The organism is Pseudovibrio sp. Ad5, from assembly GCF_001623095.1.
Classification (GTDB): domain Bacteria; phylum Pseudomonadota; class Alphaproteobacteria; order Rhizobiales; family Stappiaceae; genus Pseudovibrio.
Genome location: NZ_LMCH01000066.1, coordinates 369,974 through 384,174 on the forward strand (window position 1 = coordinate 369,974; position 14,201 = coordinate 384,174).

The window sequence follows — 14,201 nt, forward strand, 5'->3', positions numbered from 1 at the left end:
AGAAACCCGCAGCCTTTTGCTGCAACTTCAACACACCCCCGTATAAAACTTTTTTCTGCAGTCAAGCGGCTACAGATTATTCAGAGGACTGCTCGCCTTTTGCGTCTTCTGCACCGTTCTCTTGCGCCAATTCCTCGTCGGCGTCAACCACAGTCTCTTCAAATGTTTCGCCTTCGAAGTCTTCTTCTTCGACTTCCAGCTCTTCTTCAGAGACTTCCACAAGGTCTTCCGCAGAGATCCATCCAGCAGCAACACGCGCTGACATCACGACAGCTTCCGCATCAGCACGAGACAGATCGAAACTGCTCAGAGTACCTTCCACGCGAATGGTTTCTTTATCCTTGCGTTCCGTCCAGCCAACAAGGTCGTCAGCTGCACAGCCTGCGAGGTCTTCCATGGTTTTGATTTCGTCTTTACCCAATGCAACAAGCATTGCGGATGTAAGACCTGGGACCTGAACCAGCTCATCAGAAACACCAAGCTGACGACGCTCTTCTGCGAGTTTCGCTTCCTGCTCTTCCAGGTACTCACGTGCACGAGCTTGGATTTCGTCGGCTGTTTCTTCGTCGAAGCCTTCAATGGACGAGATTTCGTCGAGGTCAACGTACGCGACTTCTTCCACAGAAGTAAAGCCTTCTGATGCGAGAAGCTGAGAAACCATCTCGTCAACATTCAAGGTATTCTGGAAGAGATCGGAACGAACCTGGAATTCCTTCTGGCGACGCTCGGACTCTTCCGCTTCTGTCATAATGTCGATGCCCCAGCCGGTGAGCTGAGAAGCAAGACGTACGTTCTGACCGCGGCGACCAATTGCCAGAGACAGCTGATCGTTAGGAACAACAACTTCGATGCGCTCGGAGTCTTCGTCGAGAACAACCTTAGCAACTTCAGCAGGCTGAAGTGCATTTACGATGAAGGTTGCCGCATCATCATTCCAAGGAATGATGTCGATTTTCTCACCCTGAAGCTCACCAACAACTGCCTGAACACGGGAACCACGCATACCAACACACGCGCCAACCGGATCAATAGAACTGTCGTTAGACAGGACTGCGATCTTAGCGCGGGAGCCTGGATCACGGGCAACAGCCTTGATCTCGATAACGCCGTCATAGATTTCCGGCACTTCCTGCGCGAACAGTTTTGCCATGAACTGAGGGTGTGTACGAGACAGGAAGACCTGTGGACCACGCTGTTCGCGGCGCACATCAAAGATCAGCGCACGAATACGATCACCATTGCGGAAGATTTCGCGCGGGATCAGTTCGTCACGACGAACGATTGCTTCACCCTTACCGGTGTCGACAACAACATTGCCATATTCAACGCGCTTCACAACAGCGTTGAGCACTTCACCAATACGGTCTTTAAACTCATCGTACTGCTGATCACGCTCAGCTTCGCGGACCTTCTGAACGATGACCTGCTTAGCGGACTGAGCAGCGATACGTCCGAAGTCGAGCGGTGGCAATGGATCTGCCATGAAATCGCCGACTGTTGCATCCGGGTTGCGCTCCTGCGCATCAACCAGAGCAATTTCAGTTGAGATGTTCTCGACAACATCAACGACCTGCAGCAAACGCTGAAGGCGGATTTCACCGGTTTTCGGATTAATCTCGGCACGAACTTCAGTCTCGGTGCCATAACGGGAGCGAGCGGCTTTTTGGATTGCATCCTCAAGAGCAGCAATCACAATGCTACGGTCGATCGACTTTTCGCGGGCGACCGCTTCAGCGATCTGCAGCAGCTCCAAACGGTTTGCGCTGATAGCCATTCCTCGTCAACTCCTTCCACGCCCTGCCTTCCTTCACACCAGCAGGAACATCAAAACAAAAGGGTGGCTCTTTAAAACCGGAACCGCCCATAACCCATTGCGCAACAAGAACAGCTAATCAGTGATTGAGGTAACTGTCGTCGTCCGTAGGCTCCCCACGGGCTGCTTTTGCGGCTTTATCGGCTTTCAATGCCGCATCGACCAGTTCATCAGTCAAAACCAATACGGCTGACCCAATCTCATCCAACGGAAGACGAGCTGCCTCATCCTGACCTTCCTGTACATCGGTCATTCTGATAAGCGCGCATCCATCTTCCACACCGATGATGTGTCCACGATATCTCTTACGCCCAGCTTGCGGCACAGACATTTCGATTTTCGCAACATGTCCGACCCAGCGCTCGAAGTCACCTGCGCGAACGAGCGGGCGGTCAATACCTGGAGATGAAATTTCGAGATGGTAGGCACCAGAGATTGGATCGTCCACATCCAGCGCCGGGGAAACTGCGTGGCTGATTTCTTCACAATCTTCAACAGCCATCGTCCCATCCGGGCGCTCTGCCATGATTTGAAGGGTGCAGCCATTGTTTCCGTTTACACGGATGCGCACCAGCCGATAGCCCAGATCAGCAACGACCGGCTCGACAATTTCAGCTACGCGGGCTTCTAGGCCCTTTTCCTTTATAATCCGGGGATCGGTTTCGTCCACTTGGTACCTATCGTCTTAATGCAAAGACATGCTTAGTGTCTTTGGCAGTTATTTCGGATACCTGAATTTCGACAGTCAGGCATCACTACCGACTTAGCTAATAAAAAAGAGCGGGTCCTTTCGGGGCCCACTCCTCAATGCTCTTAACTGAGCCGATAGAGAACTCTTGCTCTGCAATATAGTCATTTGACCACTGTATGCAACAGAAAATCAAAGATGAGCGCAGACAAAAGCGAGTCCCCTTTAGGTTTTCGTCTCTTGAACCCGTAAAAATGTCAGGTAACGGCCAATTCTACCTTCACGGTGTGCCTTGCGTTCGTACCGCGTACCTGGCCAATTGCTCCATGGTGTACGCCAGTCAGAAGCACATTCGGCACTCCACTCAAAAGCCGGATGCCTGCGACAATGGGACAGCGTCCAATCCACATAGGTGTCGATATCGCTGGCAAATCGATATTCACAGCCCGGCTTTAGAGCACGTGCAATGCGCGTCAGATTGATCTGGTTCACAAAGCGACGCTTCCAATGCTTCTTCTTTGGCCATGGATCTGGGTAAAGCTGATAAGCCATATCCAATGATGCAGCCGGAAGCCAGTCGAGCAACTTACCCGCGTCATCATCAAACAAACGGATATTCTTGAGACCATGCTCTTCAATGCTGGAGACAGCCTTGATAATGCCAGAGCTAAACGGCTCACACCCGATAAATCCGATTTCAGGATTTTCTCTGGCGCGATGAATTAGGTGCTCAGATCCCCCAAAGCCAATTTCAAGACAAACGCTCTTTACTGGGACGGGGAATAACTCTGCCAGATTTTCTGGAGGTGTTTGTGTCAGGTCCAACGCCACTTGTGGCATAACATCCTGAAGCAGCTGCGATTGTCGCGGACTTGCTGGTTTTCCGACGCGGCGGCCGAAAAAAGAGCCTTTGTAGTGATCTACCATCGTTCTCATAAACACAAGCTGGCCAGAGGTCGCCCCGGCCAGCTGTTCATTCTCTAGCGTTAGAGGTTAAGCGTAGGCTTTCTCTACAGCATCACGTAGGTTATGGACAAGGTCGATTTTCTCCCAAGAGAAACCACCATCACCTTCAGCTTCGCGGCCAAAGTGGCCGTAGGCTGCTGTACGTGCGTAGATTGGCTTGTTCAAATTGAGGTGCTCGCGAATACCGCGTGGGGTCAAGCTCATGACTTCACGGATTGCAGCTTCAACGCGCTCGCCTTCAACACGGCCTGTACCATGCAGATTGACGAAGACAGATTGCGGTTCAGCGATACCAATCGCATAAGCCAGCTGAATGGTACACTTGTCTGCCAAATCAGCGGCCACAACGTTTTTCGCGAGATAGCGAGCAGCATATGCGGCAGAGCGGTCAACCTTGGTTGGATCTTTACCCGAGAACGCACCGCCACCGTGTGGAGCTGCGCCACCGTATGTATCCACGATGATCTTACGACCTGTGAGACCACAATCGCCATCAGGACCACCGATAACGAACTTGCCGGTTGGGTTGATGTGCCAGATGGTGTTGCTGGTCACCCAGTCACCCGGCAATGCTGCGCGGATGTACGGTTCGACAACAGCACGCACATCGTCAGAGGTCATGGTTTCATCCAGATGCTGAGTGGACAGCACGATGGACGTTGCCTCTACCGGCTTACCATCCTCATAGCGAATGGAAACCTGGCTCTTCGCATCTGGACCAAGCATCGGCTCGTTGCCAGATTTGCGAGCATCTGCCAGCAAACGCAGGATCTTATGGGAGTATAAGATTGGAGCAGGCATCAACTCTTCAGTTTCGCGACATGCGTAACCAAACATAATGCCCTGATCGCCGGCGCCTTCGTCCTTATTGTCAGCAGCGTCTACGCCCTGAGCAATATCAGCGGACTGGCCATGCAAAAGAACCTGAACCTCCAGGTCTTTCCAATTAAAGCCGGCTTGCTCATACCCGATATCCTTTACAGCAAGGCGGGCAATGTGAGCCAAATATTCTTTTGTGAGAGAGGCCGGGCCGCGGGTCTCACCTGCAATAACAAGCTTATTTGTTGTTGCAAGCGTTTCACACGCTACACGGGCTTCTGGCATTTCCTTTAGAAATGCGTCTACGATCGTATCTGAAACGCGATCGCAGACTTTGTCGGGATGGCCTTCTGAAACCGATTCCGACGTGAACACGTAGTTCTGACGAGCCATTGGCAAACGTCCTTCTGGGAAGAAAAATATAATTGAAGCGACGGCATATCCGTCGCTTCTGGTGTTACATCAAACAAGGAATGTCGATTACGTCAAGAGATTTAGATCAAAATTGCCGGAGAATTGCGAAATTTTACGGATCACAAACTTAATCTTCATCCCCAGCAAGACTCTTGACGAGCTCTACAACCTTTTTGCGAACTTTCGGGTTTTCTATGCGAACGAAAGCCTTGTTGAGAGCTAAACCATCAGAAGATGACAAAAAGTCGACGACGTATGTGGTTTGTGGATTATCACCAACACCAGGCGTCTCATCCGGGGTTCCCGGAGCATCTTCGAAGAAAAAGGCGACAGGCACTTTCAGAATGGTCGCAATGTGCTGCAAGCGGCTTGCACCAATCCGGTTGGTCCCTTTTTCATACTTCTGGATTTGCTGGAATGTAATACCAAGGCTTTCGCCAAGTTTTTCCTGACTCATGCCAAGCATCATGCGGCGCAAACGTACACGGCTGCCGACATGAATATCGATAGGGTTTGGTGCTTTTTTGCTGGGCATTATCAAAGGCCCTCTTCTTTGGTTTTTTACGGTGCCTTACCGTGGGTTTTTATTTAAACGAGAGCGCATTTCAGCAACTCTCGCAAGAACGCAATTCATCAAACCTGCATTTCGACTATTGCCAAAACAACCTCTGACAGAGGCATCGGTGGCAGGCCCATAAGGTTTTTTTGAGGCCAAATCTGACGATCCAGACGAAAACCTTTACGTGTATTAGATGACGACATTTGCGTGCATTCGTCAATCTCTACGGGTAGGTAATAATTTCTCCATCACCAATAGGAGACTAACAACTACTAGAATAATTCCCCAAAAAATTGAATCACCCACCCTCACGTAAGGCGTGGGTCTTAGTATTTTAGGCAATTCACCATTGAAACTACCTTTTTTATTTAGAACAACTTCTGCGAGTATTCTACCATTGGAATCTACTAGACTGGAAATACCAGTATTTGCAGCTCGCACCAACGGCACGCCTTGTTCAACTGCTCTAACTCTTGCCTGTGCCAAATGTTGGTATGGACCTGCTGTTTCGCCAAACCATCCGTCATTCGTTAGATTTACGAGCAAGTTAGGTCGCTCAGATACAGGCAGAACAGTTTGCGGGAAGATTGCCTCATAACAAATCAGGGGCTGGAAACTAAGTGAATTTTTTAAATCTATTTTTTTGTGCCGCGTCCCTGCAGTAAAATCTGCTGGAGCCGGAACAAGGCGCTCCACACCAATGGATTGTAGAAGCCAGCGCTTTGGCAAATATTCCCCGAACGGAACCAGCCGCACTTTGTCATAGATATCTATGAGTGCACCTTCGTCCGACACAACAAAAGTACTGTTAAAAAAGAGATTCCCGTTCTCGGACAGTTCGCGGCGAATACCACCTGTAATCAACATAGTATTTTGGGGAAGCGTGGCTCCGATGGCCTCCAGAGCCCCTGGTTCCTCATCCAGCAGGAATGGAAAAGCTGATTCAGGCCAGAAGATGAGGGTCTCGGTATCCAGTTTCAGCTCGGAAAGCGCCTGCTGTGTTTGCTGAAGATAGAGCGGTAGAAGTCTTTGTCTGTTCTCGGGCTTCCACTTGTCCGCTTGAGGTACATTGGGTTGTATTACCAGCACCTGAAGCCCTTCAACCGCCTGTTGAGGAGCCTGCAACCTATTCGTTCCGTATGCAACCACGCCGGCCCATACCAGCACACACGCGGAGATATAGGCAGCAGCAACCTTACGCCTCTGGTCAATCAGCGCAACAGGCATCGAAAACAGGAACAACACAAGAAAACCGACACCGTAAATTCCCAAGGCAGAGAAGCTCTGCATCAGCGTCAGGTTTTCGGCAAAGGCATAGCCCCACACATTCCATGGAAAGCCTGTGAGCATGTGTCCACGCAGCCAGTTGGAAAGAGCCAAAGCAATCACAAAAAGCAGAATACGAGAGACCCCATGCGTCCAGAATAAGGAAGCCCCGCTCAGCACCAATGACGGGATCAATGCAAGACCACCGGGCAGTATGACCAGCGCGAAAGGGATCATCCAAGCGTAGCTCTTAGCGTCGACGAGAAACGCTTCGGCAATCCAGAACAATCCGATCAGGAAGAACCCGAAGAAAAACGCCCAGGAAACACGAAAGAACGCAAAAAAGCGGGTTTTACGGTGATCTACGGTCTGGTCCTTTGCTCCATCAAGCAGAAGGATCAATAGTGGCAGCGTCACCCAAAGGATGGGAAAGGCACCGTAGGGAGGGAACGCAAAGGCAGATGCTATTCCCCCTGCAAAAGCAAGAAGTCCGCGTCTCCACCCTGATAATTCCCGAAGACTGCTTATCAGAGTTCGAGACTTATCAATGGCAGAGACCATTCCCCACTCCCGAATGTCATAGGTAAAAATTCAATTTTGTACTGCTTATTCTGCAGCTTCCGGCCTGCGTGGGCGTATTCTCTGAACTGCCGCGCGCTGATCAACCCGGCGCTTGGAAATACGAAGGCGCTTGATGCGGCGCAAGTCAGCATCAATTACTTCGAACTCGAAAGCTGGCAAGGTCTTATCTATGATCAACTCACCACGAACCGGAACCCTGTCCAGAATAGAGAACAGCAGACCACCAAGCGTGTCCACTTCTTCCGTCTGCTCTTCGACGAGCTTGAAATCCGCTCCGAGCTCTTTTTGAAGGTCTTCCAGATCAATTCGAGGGTCAACTACCCAAACACCTGGGCTGACATTCATGATAAGTTCTTCTTCGTCCTTATCATGCTCATCTTCAATGTCGCCGACCACTGTCTCAACGATGTCCTCAAGTGACACGAGGCCGTCAGTTCCGCCGTATTCATCGATCACAAGCGCCATCTGCACACGGGTTACCTGCATCTTCTTCATCAAGTCAGAGGAAGACATGGATGGAGGCACAAAGTGCAGAGGCCGGATCAGGCCTGTCGCGTTCAACGGTGTTGAGAGATCAACACAAGACAAATCGAGCAGCGACTTTTCTTCTGTCGATTTCTCGGAGGAGTTCTTTTCTGGTTTCACCAAGGTCAAAGGCACATCGGTCTTCTTGGCTTTTACAGCCAGCTCGACGAAGTAGGACATCAAGTCCTTGATGTGGACCATGCCTCGCGGATCATCCAGATTGTCGTGATAAACAGGCATGCGAGAGTGGCCGGACGCCCTAAACAAGGCCATCACCTGACCAATTGTCGTTGTATCTTCCACGGCCTCAATATCAGCACGTGGGATCATGACATCTTCAACTCGAGATTCGCGCATTTGGAGGATGTTTGTCAGCAACTCGCGCTCTTCCTTCGTGAAAGCAGCATCAGCACCTTCACTATCGCGGGCGAGTTCATCTTCCAAATCTTCGCGCAATGAAACAGCCGCGCTTCTTCGGAAACCTCTAAACGGGTTCAGTTTTGATTTCAGCCTGGTCAGGACACCAGGCTTCATCGCTTGTGGCTCAGAGGTATCTTCGGCAACAGCTGTGCCGGTACTACTTGCAGGCTCTGCAGTTTCGGCCTGAGCGGAGGTGCTTGCACCTTCTGTACTTCGAGGTTCCGGGCTCATCTCTCTCTCGTTGTTCCCTGTACTCACCGTGAATACCAGGGGTTATTTATCTGCCGATAATGGCGCATCTTTGTATGGATCGGGGATTTGTAGGCTCGCCAAAATCAGGCGTTCTTCCGCTTCCATTTCTTCCGCTTCCTCATCTATCTGGTGATCATATCCAAAAAGATGAAGGGTTCCATGAACAATAAGATGAATCAGATGGTGTTCAAATGGAATTTCAAGCTCTATAGCTTCGCGCTTTACCGTCTCTTTTGCAATAATAATATCACCTAATAGCGGGCCGAATGGCGGCTCTTCGCTATCGTCTCCCGGAAAAGACAAGACGTTCGTTGGCTTGTCCTTCTCGCGCCACATCTTATTCAGTTCCTGAATATGGGCATCATCGGTGAAGACAAGAGAAACTTCTGTGTTTTCTATTACACTCAGCTCACTTGTTTCAAAAGCGGCGGCGATTGCTTTTTCAGCAATCGCTTCCAATAGTTCTTCACTCTCCCAATCGCCTGCTTCAATCAGCAGGTCGATGTGTACCGGGCAAGCTGTGTTCATTCCTGGGAGCCTTGCTCTTCATTTGCCTTGGCAGCCTCTTCAGCTTGCCTACGTTCTTTGGCTTCCAACCGGCGGCGACTATCATTGTCGTAAGCGCCTACGATACGTGCCACCAGCTCATGACGAACAACATCGCTCTCTGTGAAATCCACGCGAGAGATACCTTCGACGCCACTCAGAATTTTCAAGGCTTCACGTAAGCCGGACATCTGGCCCGGAGGCAAGTCGACCTGACTCGGATCTCCTGTCACGATCATCTTGGAGTTTTCACCCAAGCGCGTCAGGAACATCTTCATCTGCATCGTCGTCGTATTCTGGGCTTCATCGAGAATAACGATCGCGTTGGAGAGCGTACGACCACGCATGAATGCGAGGGGTGCGACTTCAATCATGCCACTTTCCAAGCCGCGTTCCAGCTTTTCCGGTGCCATCATCTCATTGAGACCATCGTAAAGCGGGCGCAAATACGGGTCGACCTTATCCTTCATGTCGCCCGGCAAGAAACCGAGACGTTCGCCAGCTTCAACAGCTGGGCGGGACAGGATCATCCGATCAATCTCACCACGCTCCAGCAATGCAGCTGCGTATGCAACCGCAAGGAAGGTTTTACCTGTACCAGCAGGGCCAACGCCAAAGGTAAGGTCAGAACGGTCCATTGCCCGGACATAAGCATCCTGAGCGGCTGTTCTGGCGACCAATGTTTTGCGGCGCGTGGCGATCTGCGCAAATGCCATACGAGACTTGGGTTCCATCGTTGGCAGAGAAAGCTGCGCTTCAGCGACTTCTGCCAGACGGATTGCGCCATCAACATCGCCAGGTGTGATGTCGTGACCACCCTGAAGACGCGTATAAAGCGACTCCAGAGCAAGCTTAGCCTGCTCTGTTGACGTTTTATTGCCGCGAATGGTGACCTGATTGCCGTGTGCAACTGCCTCAACACCCAACCGCTGTTCAATCAGCGCAAGGTTCTGGTCGAACTGACCGAACAGATCGCTCACAAGCCTATTGTCTCCGAATGCCAATACCACATGCATCATATCTGATGCCGCTATGGGGCGCATGGCCGTCCTTGAAGCGGACGTTGTCTGGGCTCTGCCCTTCAAATAATGCCTCCGTTCGCTTTTACGCGAGAATCTGGGAGCATCATGCACCTAAACAAGGCGGCCTTCCAGACTATTTGCGCTGGCAGCGACAATTTCTACTGATCTAATTTCACCATACAGGTCCAACGGCGCATTTACATGAACTGGCTGGAGCCAAGGTGAACGACCTGCAAGTTGACCTTCTCTGCGGCCTTCCTTCTCAAACAGTACATCAATTGTTTTGCCAATCAATGACGCATTGAAGTCTTTTTGCTGGGTGCTAAGCAGGTCTTGCAACTCAGCCAGACGCTCGGACTTCACCTGCTCGTCGATCTGCTCTTCCAGTGTTGCACCCGGAGTACCCGGACGCGGGCTGTATTTGAAGGAGAATGCAGAGCCATAGGTGACGCGGCGGATCAGATCCAGAGTGTCTTTGTGATCCTGATCAGTCTCACCCGGGAAACCAACGATAAAGTCGCCGGAGAGTGCGATATCATCACGCGCTTCGCGAATGCGGTCGATCAGACGGAAGTAGTCATCACGGGTGTGTTTGCGGTTCATTGCCTTCAGGATCGCATCAGATCCAGACTGAACTGGCAAATGCAGATAAGGCATTAGAATATCAAGATCGCGATGAGCTGCAATCAGGCTGTCTTCCATATCCCTTGGATGGGACGTGGTGTAGCGCAGACGTTCAATGCCGTCGATCTTTGCCAAGCGGAACAGAAGTTCACCAAGGCCCCATTCACGGCCATCTGGACCTTCACCGTGCCATGCGTTGACGTTCTGGCCGAGCAAGGTCACTTCACGGACACCAGCAGCTGCCAAGCGCTCGGTTTCCATGACAATCTGCTCTACCTTACGGGAGACTTCAGCACCGCGAGTGTAAGGCACCACACAGAAGGTACAGAACTTATCGCAGCCTTCCTGAACGGTCACAAATGCTGTGACACCACGCTTGCGTACTGCTTCCTTGGAAGGTGTCGCGAGGTGCTTGAATTTTTCCTGAATATCAAACTCTGTCTCAACGACCTTTGATCCGTTCGATGCACGGTTCAACAGCTCTGGAAGGCGGTGGTAAGACTGCGGGCCAACAACAAGGTCAACAATAGGCGCTCGGCGGGAAATCTCCGCACCTTCAGCCTGAGCGACACAGCCAGCGACAGACACCATCATCTGCTTGCCGTCTTTAGCTTTCGCTTCTTTCAACTTACGGATTCGGCCAAGTTCAGAGTAGACCTTTTCTGCCGCCTTCTCGCGAATGTGGCAGGTGTTCAGGATAACCAGATCCGCATCATCCGGATTTTCTGTTTTAACGTAACCATCGTTGCTCAGCGCGTCGTTCATACGATCGGAGTCGTAGACGTTCATCTGACAGCCATAGGTCTTGATGAAAACCTTACGGGTCGCTTCGGTTTTGTCGAGCGCCTCCGCAGTGTTTTCGGATTGGCTCTGGTTTTCGTTTTCTACTAGGTTATCCATTAAATCCTCAAGTGGATCTGCTGCCGGAGTATCTTCTTTTTCTAATGCCCAGCAATTCGAGCGCACCTGCCTGTTTCATCAGCAACGCCAGCTCGTCATTTTCAGAATTTTGGAGAGCTTTACTCTGTTTTACGCCGAAAGAGAAGCCTTGTCTTGATCAGGTTTGAGCCCGCTCTTCTTGTTTGGGACCATTTCCCTGCAATGCTTCTATGGTCATCCCTCTGACCTGCTCTTCCAAATCGCGCGTTAAGCGTTTGCGATTAGTTGCTTTTTCGATAGGAACGGGAGTTCCCCATGTCAAATCAACATCTAATCCGCCTTCTTTGATGACAGACCAGAGATGGCCAGCGAGTTCCATATCGCCGTACCAGGCAACATGAGCGCGCCAGAAACGTCCCATTGGCATGCCTTGCAGGCGCGTATAGGCAATTGAGAGTGGCTGCACATAAGCAACATCTTTTTCACCGACATTCATTGCGTGATGAACGGCACCAACCAGTGCAGATCTGAATGGCAGTACTTCATTGCCATTGCTGGATGTGCCTTCGGCAAACAACACCATCGCATCGCCTTGAGCCATGCGCTTAGCGACTTCTTTAGCGACACGACCGGTATCAGTTCTGCGCTGTCGATTGACAAAGACTGTCCGTTGAAGCTTAGCAAACTGACCAAATATCGGCCATCCAGCAACTTCAGACTTAGCGATAAAGCTCAGTGGCTTGGTGCATCCGATAACGACAATATCCAGCCAGGAGCAATGATTGGACGCTACAAGAAGAGGGCGTTCCAACGCCATTTCCCCATGCTGCTGGATGCGCAGTCCAATCAGACGAGACGCGATTTTATGCCAGAGCAGAGGGATTTGCCGCTGAATGGGCCAACCTAACTTCATTGCGACCCACTGAGGGGGAACGAGGGTTAGCGTTAAGAGTATTAGTGCGGCAAGTATGCAAATTGCTCTGACAGTTGCCATGCACGGCCCCTATTTTTCGTCTAACGGAATACCGTAGAGCTCCAGGCGATGATCAACCAGTTTGAAGCCCAGCTTACGCGCGACTTCTTCCTGCATTTTTTCGATTTCTTCGCTGCGGAACTCAATCACGTCGCCCGTGCGCAAATCAATCAGGTGATCGTGGTGTTCATCAGAAACGGTTTCGTATCTGGAGCGGCCATCGCGGAAATCGTGGCGTTCAATGATACCGGAATCTTCGAAAAGCTTCACTGTGCGGTAAACAGTTGAGATAGAGATCTTCGGATCGATCTTGGAGGCTCTTCTGTAAAGCTCTTCCACATCTGGGTGGTCTTCAGCAGACTGAATTACATCAGCAATCACGCGGCGCTGTTCTGTCATCCGCATACCCTTATGAGCACACATTTCAATCAGCGTCATTTTTTCTTCTGCCGTCATTTGCCCCAATTCCTCAAAATCACACAGGCACCACAGTTCCAGTCTGCGTTGGTATCCTAGCCCTCAAAACTGTGAGAGAAAAGAACCAGTTTCACTGTTACGCGGTTTGAGCGTGAGCTAAAAGCCTCATCTCACATGCGTAGTGTCGCTTAAACGAGATCGCAACGCATAACAAGCGCTGTTCCACTGCCTTCGCTAGCCGCATAATACGCTTTTCTTTCTCCAACCTGCTTGAAGCCCAAGTTTTTATAAAGCTTCAGTGCGGAGCTGTTCGTATCATCCACTTCCAAGAACAGTGCTTCGGTACGATCAGAGTAAAGCTGGAAGATGGCGGCTTCCATAAGTTTCCGCCCTATCCCCTTTTTTTGATGCTTCGGGGAGACTGCAATAGTCAAAACTTCGGCCTCACCTGCAATCGAACGGATCACGACAAAGCCCAGATCGGCTATTCCAGTCACACCAGATGTGCGGGCAGACAGGAAGAAAACGCCTTTTTGCTCAAAGATTGCGGCAAGTTCTGCTGTACCCCAATTCAGCTTGAAGCACTCGGCATGAAGTTTCGCCAGTTTAGGCAGGTCGTCTTTCTCAGCGCGCTCGATAACCGGCGGCTTTTCTGATGTCCACCAGGACTTCATTGACGACGAACCTTTCCTTTCTCACCCGGAATAGCATCAGGAGCCCGAAGGTAGAGTGGCATCGGAGCTTTATCCTGACGCTTTGCACCTTTACCGAGCTTTGCGATGTAGTCAATCGATGCAGCAGCGGCATCATTGCAAACGCGAGACTTATCTACGCCTGCAGCATTGGCGACAGCCTGTGCAGCAGAGCCTGCCAGAATGGTCTCAGCATCGAGACTGTGTGCTAGGTCCTTGACGGTTGAAACGCGGGCCTCTCCAATCGGAGCGCCAGCTTCATCAAACTTTTGGCAGTAGACTTCATTACGACGCGCATCGAGAACCACCAGAATTGGTTTTCTGACGGGAGCAGCGTCCAAAGACTCGTGTGCGATTGCAGCCAATGTTGTGACCGAGACAACAGGCTTTTCGAGAACGAGACCAAACCCACGCGCAATGGAAAGACCGACACGCAGACCTGTAAAACTACCCGGACCAACATTCACAACAATGCGGTCCAGTGAGTTAAACGTTGTCGAGGAGTCCGTCATGACACTCGCAACCATGCCCATAATGCGTTCGGCATGACCCCGTCCGAGATCTTCGCATTGGGAGACAATATCCGGCGTACCGCCTTCATCGGTTAAAACGGCGGCAGCACAGGTACTTAGTGCGGTATCAATAGCAAGCAACTTCATAAGTTCGGCTTATCGTTAGGGCAGCTGGTTGTCGAGCAACCAATTCGTTTAACACCCGGAGTATTTTTTGGCCTTGCAGCAAAAA

The 14,201-nt window shown here is 50.9% G+C and carries 14 protein-coding genes; all 14 read right to left on the reverse strand.

The window, feature by feature from the left end; translation table 11 throughout:
- Positions 1–76: 76 nt before the first annotated feature.
- The 14 genes from nusA to tsaB all read right to left on the reverse strand — a co-directional run bounded on the left by nusA (position 77) and on the right by tsaB (position 14,116).
- Positions 77–1,774, reverse strand: coding sequence for a transcription termination factor NusA (nusA, locus tag PsAD5_RS26820; protein ID WP_063294305.1), 1,698 nt, complete (start codon positions 1,772–1,774; stop codon positions 77–79).
- A gap of 118 nt (positions 1,775–1,892) precedes the next feature.
- A complete protein-coding gene (gene rimP, locus PsAD5_RS26825) occupies positions 1,893–2,483 on the reverse strand; it encodes a ribosome maturation factor RimP (protein WP_063294306.1) in 591 nt (196 codons plus the stop codon).
- A gap of 243 nt (positions 2,484–2,726) precedes the next feature.
- Positions 2,727–3,428: a tRNA (guanosine(46)-N7)-methyltransferase TrmB gene (gene trmB / locus PsAD5_RS26830; RefSeq protein ID WP_057463072.1), complete on the reverse strand. Its 702-nt coding sequence runs from the start codon at positions 3,426–3,428 to the stop codon at positions 2,727–2,729.
- A gap of 66 nt (positions 3,429–3,494) precedes the next feature.
- Positions 3,495–4,679 carry a methionine adenosyltransferase gene (gene metK / locus PsAD5_RS26835; RefSeq protein WP_063294307.1) on the reverse strand — a complete coding sequence of 395 codons (1,185 nt, stop codon included), beginning with the start codon at positions 4,677–4,679 and terminating at the stop codon, positions 3,495–3,497.
- Positions 4,680–4,827: 148 nt separating this feature from the next.
- On the reverse strand, positions 4,828–5,235 hold the full coding sequence (locus PsAD5_RS26840; protein ID WP_082596806.1) for a helix-turn-helix domain-containing protein: 408 nt from the start codon (positions 5,233–5,235) through the stop codon (positions 4,828–4,830).
- Positions 5,236–5,475: 240 nt separating this feature from the next.
- Positions 5,476–7,086 carry an apolipoprotein N-acyltransferase gene (lnt, locus tag PsAD5_RS26845; RefSeq protein WP_063294308.1) on the reverse strand — a complete coding sequence of 537 codons (1,611 nt, stop codon included), beginning with the start codon at positions 7,084–7,086 and terminating at the stop codon, positions 5,476–5,478.
- A gap of 45 nt (positions 7,087–7,131) precedes the next feature.
- On the reverse strand, positions 7,132–8,283 hold the full coding sequence (locus tag PsAD5_RS26850) for a hemolysin family protein (RefSeq protein WP_082830462.1): 1,152 nt from the start codon (positions 8,281–8,283) through the stop codon (positions 7,132–7,134).
- Between the two features lie 42 nt (positions 8,284–8,325).
- Positions 8,326–8,832: an rRNA maturation RNase YbeY gene (ybeY, locus tag PsAD5_RS26855; RefSeq protein ID WP_063294309.1), complete on the reverse strand. Its 507-nt coding sequence runs from the start codon at positions 8,830–8,832 to the stop codon at positions 8,326–8,328.
- The gene (locus PsAD5_RS26860) at positions 8,829–9,893 is read right to left on the reverse strand and encodes a PhoH family protein (RefSeq protein ID WP_193778175.1); all 1,065 of its coding nucleotides are present in this window, start codon (positions 9,891–9,893) and stop codon (positions 8,829–8,831) included. Before PsAD5_RS26860 ends, ybeY begins: the two co-directional genes overlap by 4 nt.
- A gap of 90 nt (positions 9,894–9,983) precedes the next feature.
- Positions 9,984–11,396 (reverse strand): tRNA (N6-isopentenyl adenosine(37)-C2)-methylthiotransferase MiaB, encoded by a 1,413-nt coding sequence (gene miaB / locus PsAD5_RS26865; protein WP_063294310.1) that lies wholly within the window; start codon positions 11,394–11,396, stop codon positions 9,984–9,986.
- Positions 11,397–11,553: 157 nt separating this feature from the next.
- Complete coding sequence (locus tag PsAD5_RS26870) at positions 11,554–12,288, reverse strand: lysophospholipid acyltransferase family protein (RefSeq protein ID WP_082831053.1); 735 nt, start codon at positions 12,286–12,288, stop codon at positions 11,554–11,556.
- Between the two features lie 90 nt (positions 12,289–12,378).
- On the reverse strand, positions 12,379–12,804 hold the full coding sequence (locus tag PsAD5_RS26875) for a Fur family transcriptional regulator (RefSeq protein ID WP_057463079.1): 426 nt from the start codon (positions 12,802–12,804) through the stop codon (positions 12,379–12,381).
- A gap of 149 nt (positions 12,805–12,953) precedes the next feature.
- Positions 12,954–13,439, reverse strand: coding sequence for a ribosomal protein S18-alanine N-acetyltransferase (gene rimI / locus PsAD5_RS26880; RefSeq protein WP_063294312.1), 486 nt, complete (start codon positions 13,437–13,439; stop codon positions 12,954–12,956).
- Entirely contained in the window at positions 13,436–14,116 is a 681-nt protein-coding gene (tsaB, locus tag PsAD5_RS26885; protein WP_063294313.1) for a tRNA (adenosine(37)-N6)-threonylcarbamoyltransferase complex dimerization subunit type 1 TsaB, read from the reverse strand. The genes rimI and tsaB overlap by 4 nt, the downstream gene beginning before the upstream one ends.
- Positions 14,117–14,201 lie beyond the last annotated feature (85 nt).

Excerpts from the sequence above, each read along its gene's own strand:
- nusA (WP_063294305.1), bottom strand. The coding sequence starts at position 1,774 with ATGGCTATCAGCGCAAACCGTTTGGAGCTGCTGCAGATCGCTGAAGCG.
- trmB (WP_057463072.1), bottom strand. The coding sequence starts at position 3,428 with ATGGTAGATCACTACAAAGGCTCTTTTTTCGGCCGCCGCGTCGGAAAA.
- metK (WP_063294307.1), bottom strand. The coding sequence starts at position 4,679 with ATGGCTCGTCAGAACTACGTGTTCACGTCGGAATCGGTTTCAGAAGGC.
- PsAD5_RS26840 (WP_082596806.1), bottom strand. The coding sequence starts at position 5,235 with ATGCCCAGCAAAAAAGCACCAAACCCTATCGATATTCATGTCGGCAGC.
- lnt (WP_063294308.1), bottom strand. The coding sequence starts at position 7,086 with ATGGTCTCTGCCATTGATAAGTCTCGAACTCTGATAAGCAGTCTTCGG.
- PsAD5_RS26850 (WP_082830462.1), bottom strand. The coding sequence starts at position 8,283 with ATGAGCCCGGAACCTCGAAGTACAGAAGGTGCAAGCACCTCCGCTCAG.
- ybeY (WP_063294309.1), bottom strand. The coding sequence starts at position 8,832 with ATGAACACAGCTTGCCCGGTACACATCGACCTGCTGATTGAAGCAGGC.
- PsAD5_RS26860 (WP_193778175.1), bottom strand. The coding sequence starts at position 9,893 with ATGCGCCCCATAGCGGCATCAGATATGATGCATGTGGTATTGGCATTC.
- miaB (WP_063294310.1), bottom strand. The coding sequence starts at position 11,396 with ATGGATAACCTAGTAGAAAACGAAAACCAGAGCCAATCCGAAAACACT.
- PsAD5_RS26870 (WP_082831053.1), bottom strand. The coding sequence starts at position 12,288 with ATGAAGTTAGGTTGGCCCATTCAGCGGCAAATCCCTCTGCTCTGGCAT.
- PsAD5_RS26875 (WP_057463079.1), bottom strand. The coding sequence starts at position 12,804 with ATGACGGCAGAAGAAAAAATGACGCTGATTGAAATGTGTGCTCATAAG.
- rimI (WP_063294312.1), bottom strand. The coding sequence starts at position 13,439 with ATGAAGTCCTGGTGGACATCAGAAAAGCCGCCGGTTATCGAGCGCGCT.
- tsaB (WP_063294313.1), bottom strand. The coding sequence starts at position 14,116 with ATGAAGTTGCTTGCTATTGATACCGCACTAAGTACCTGTGCTGCCGCC.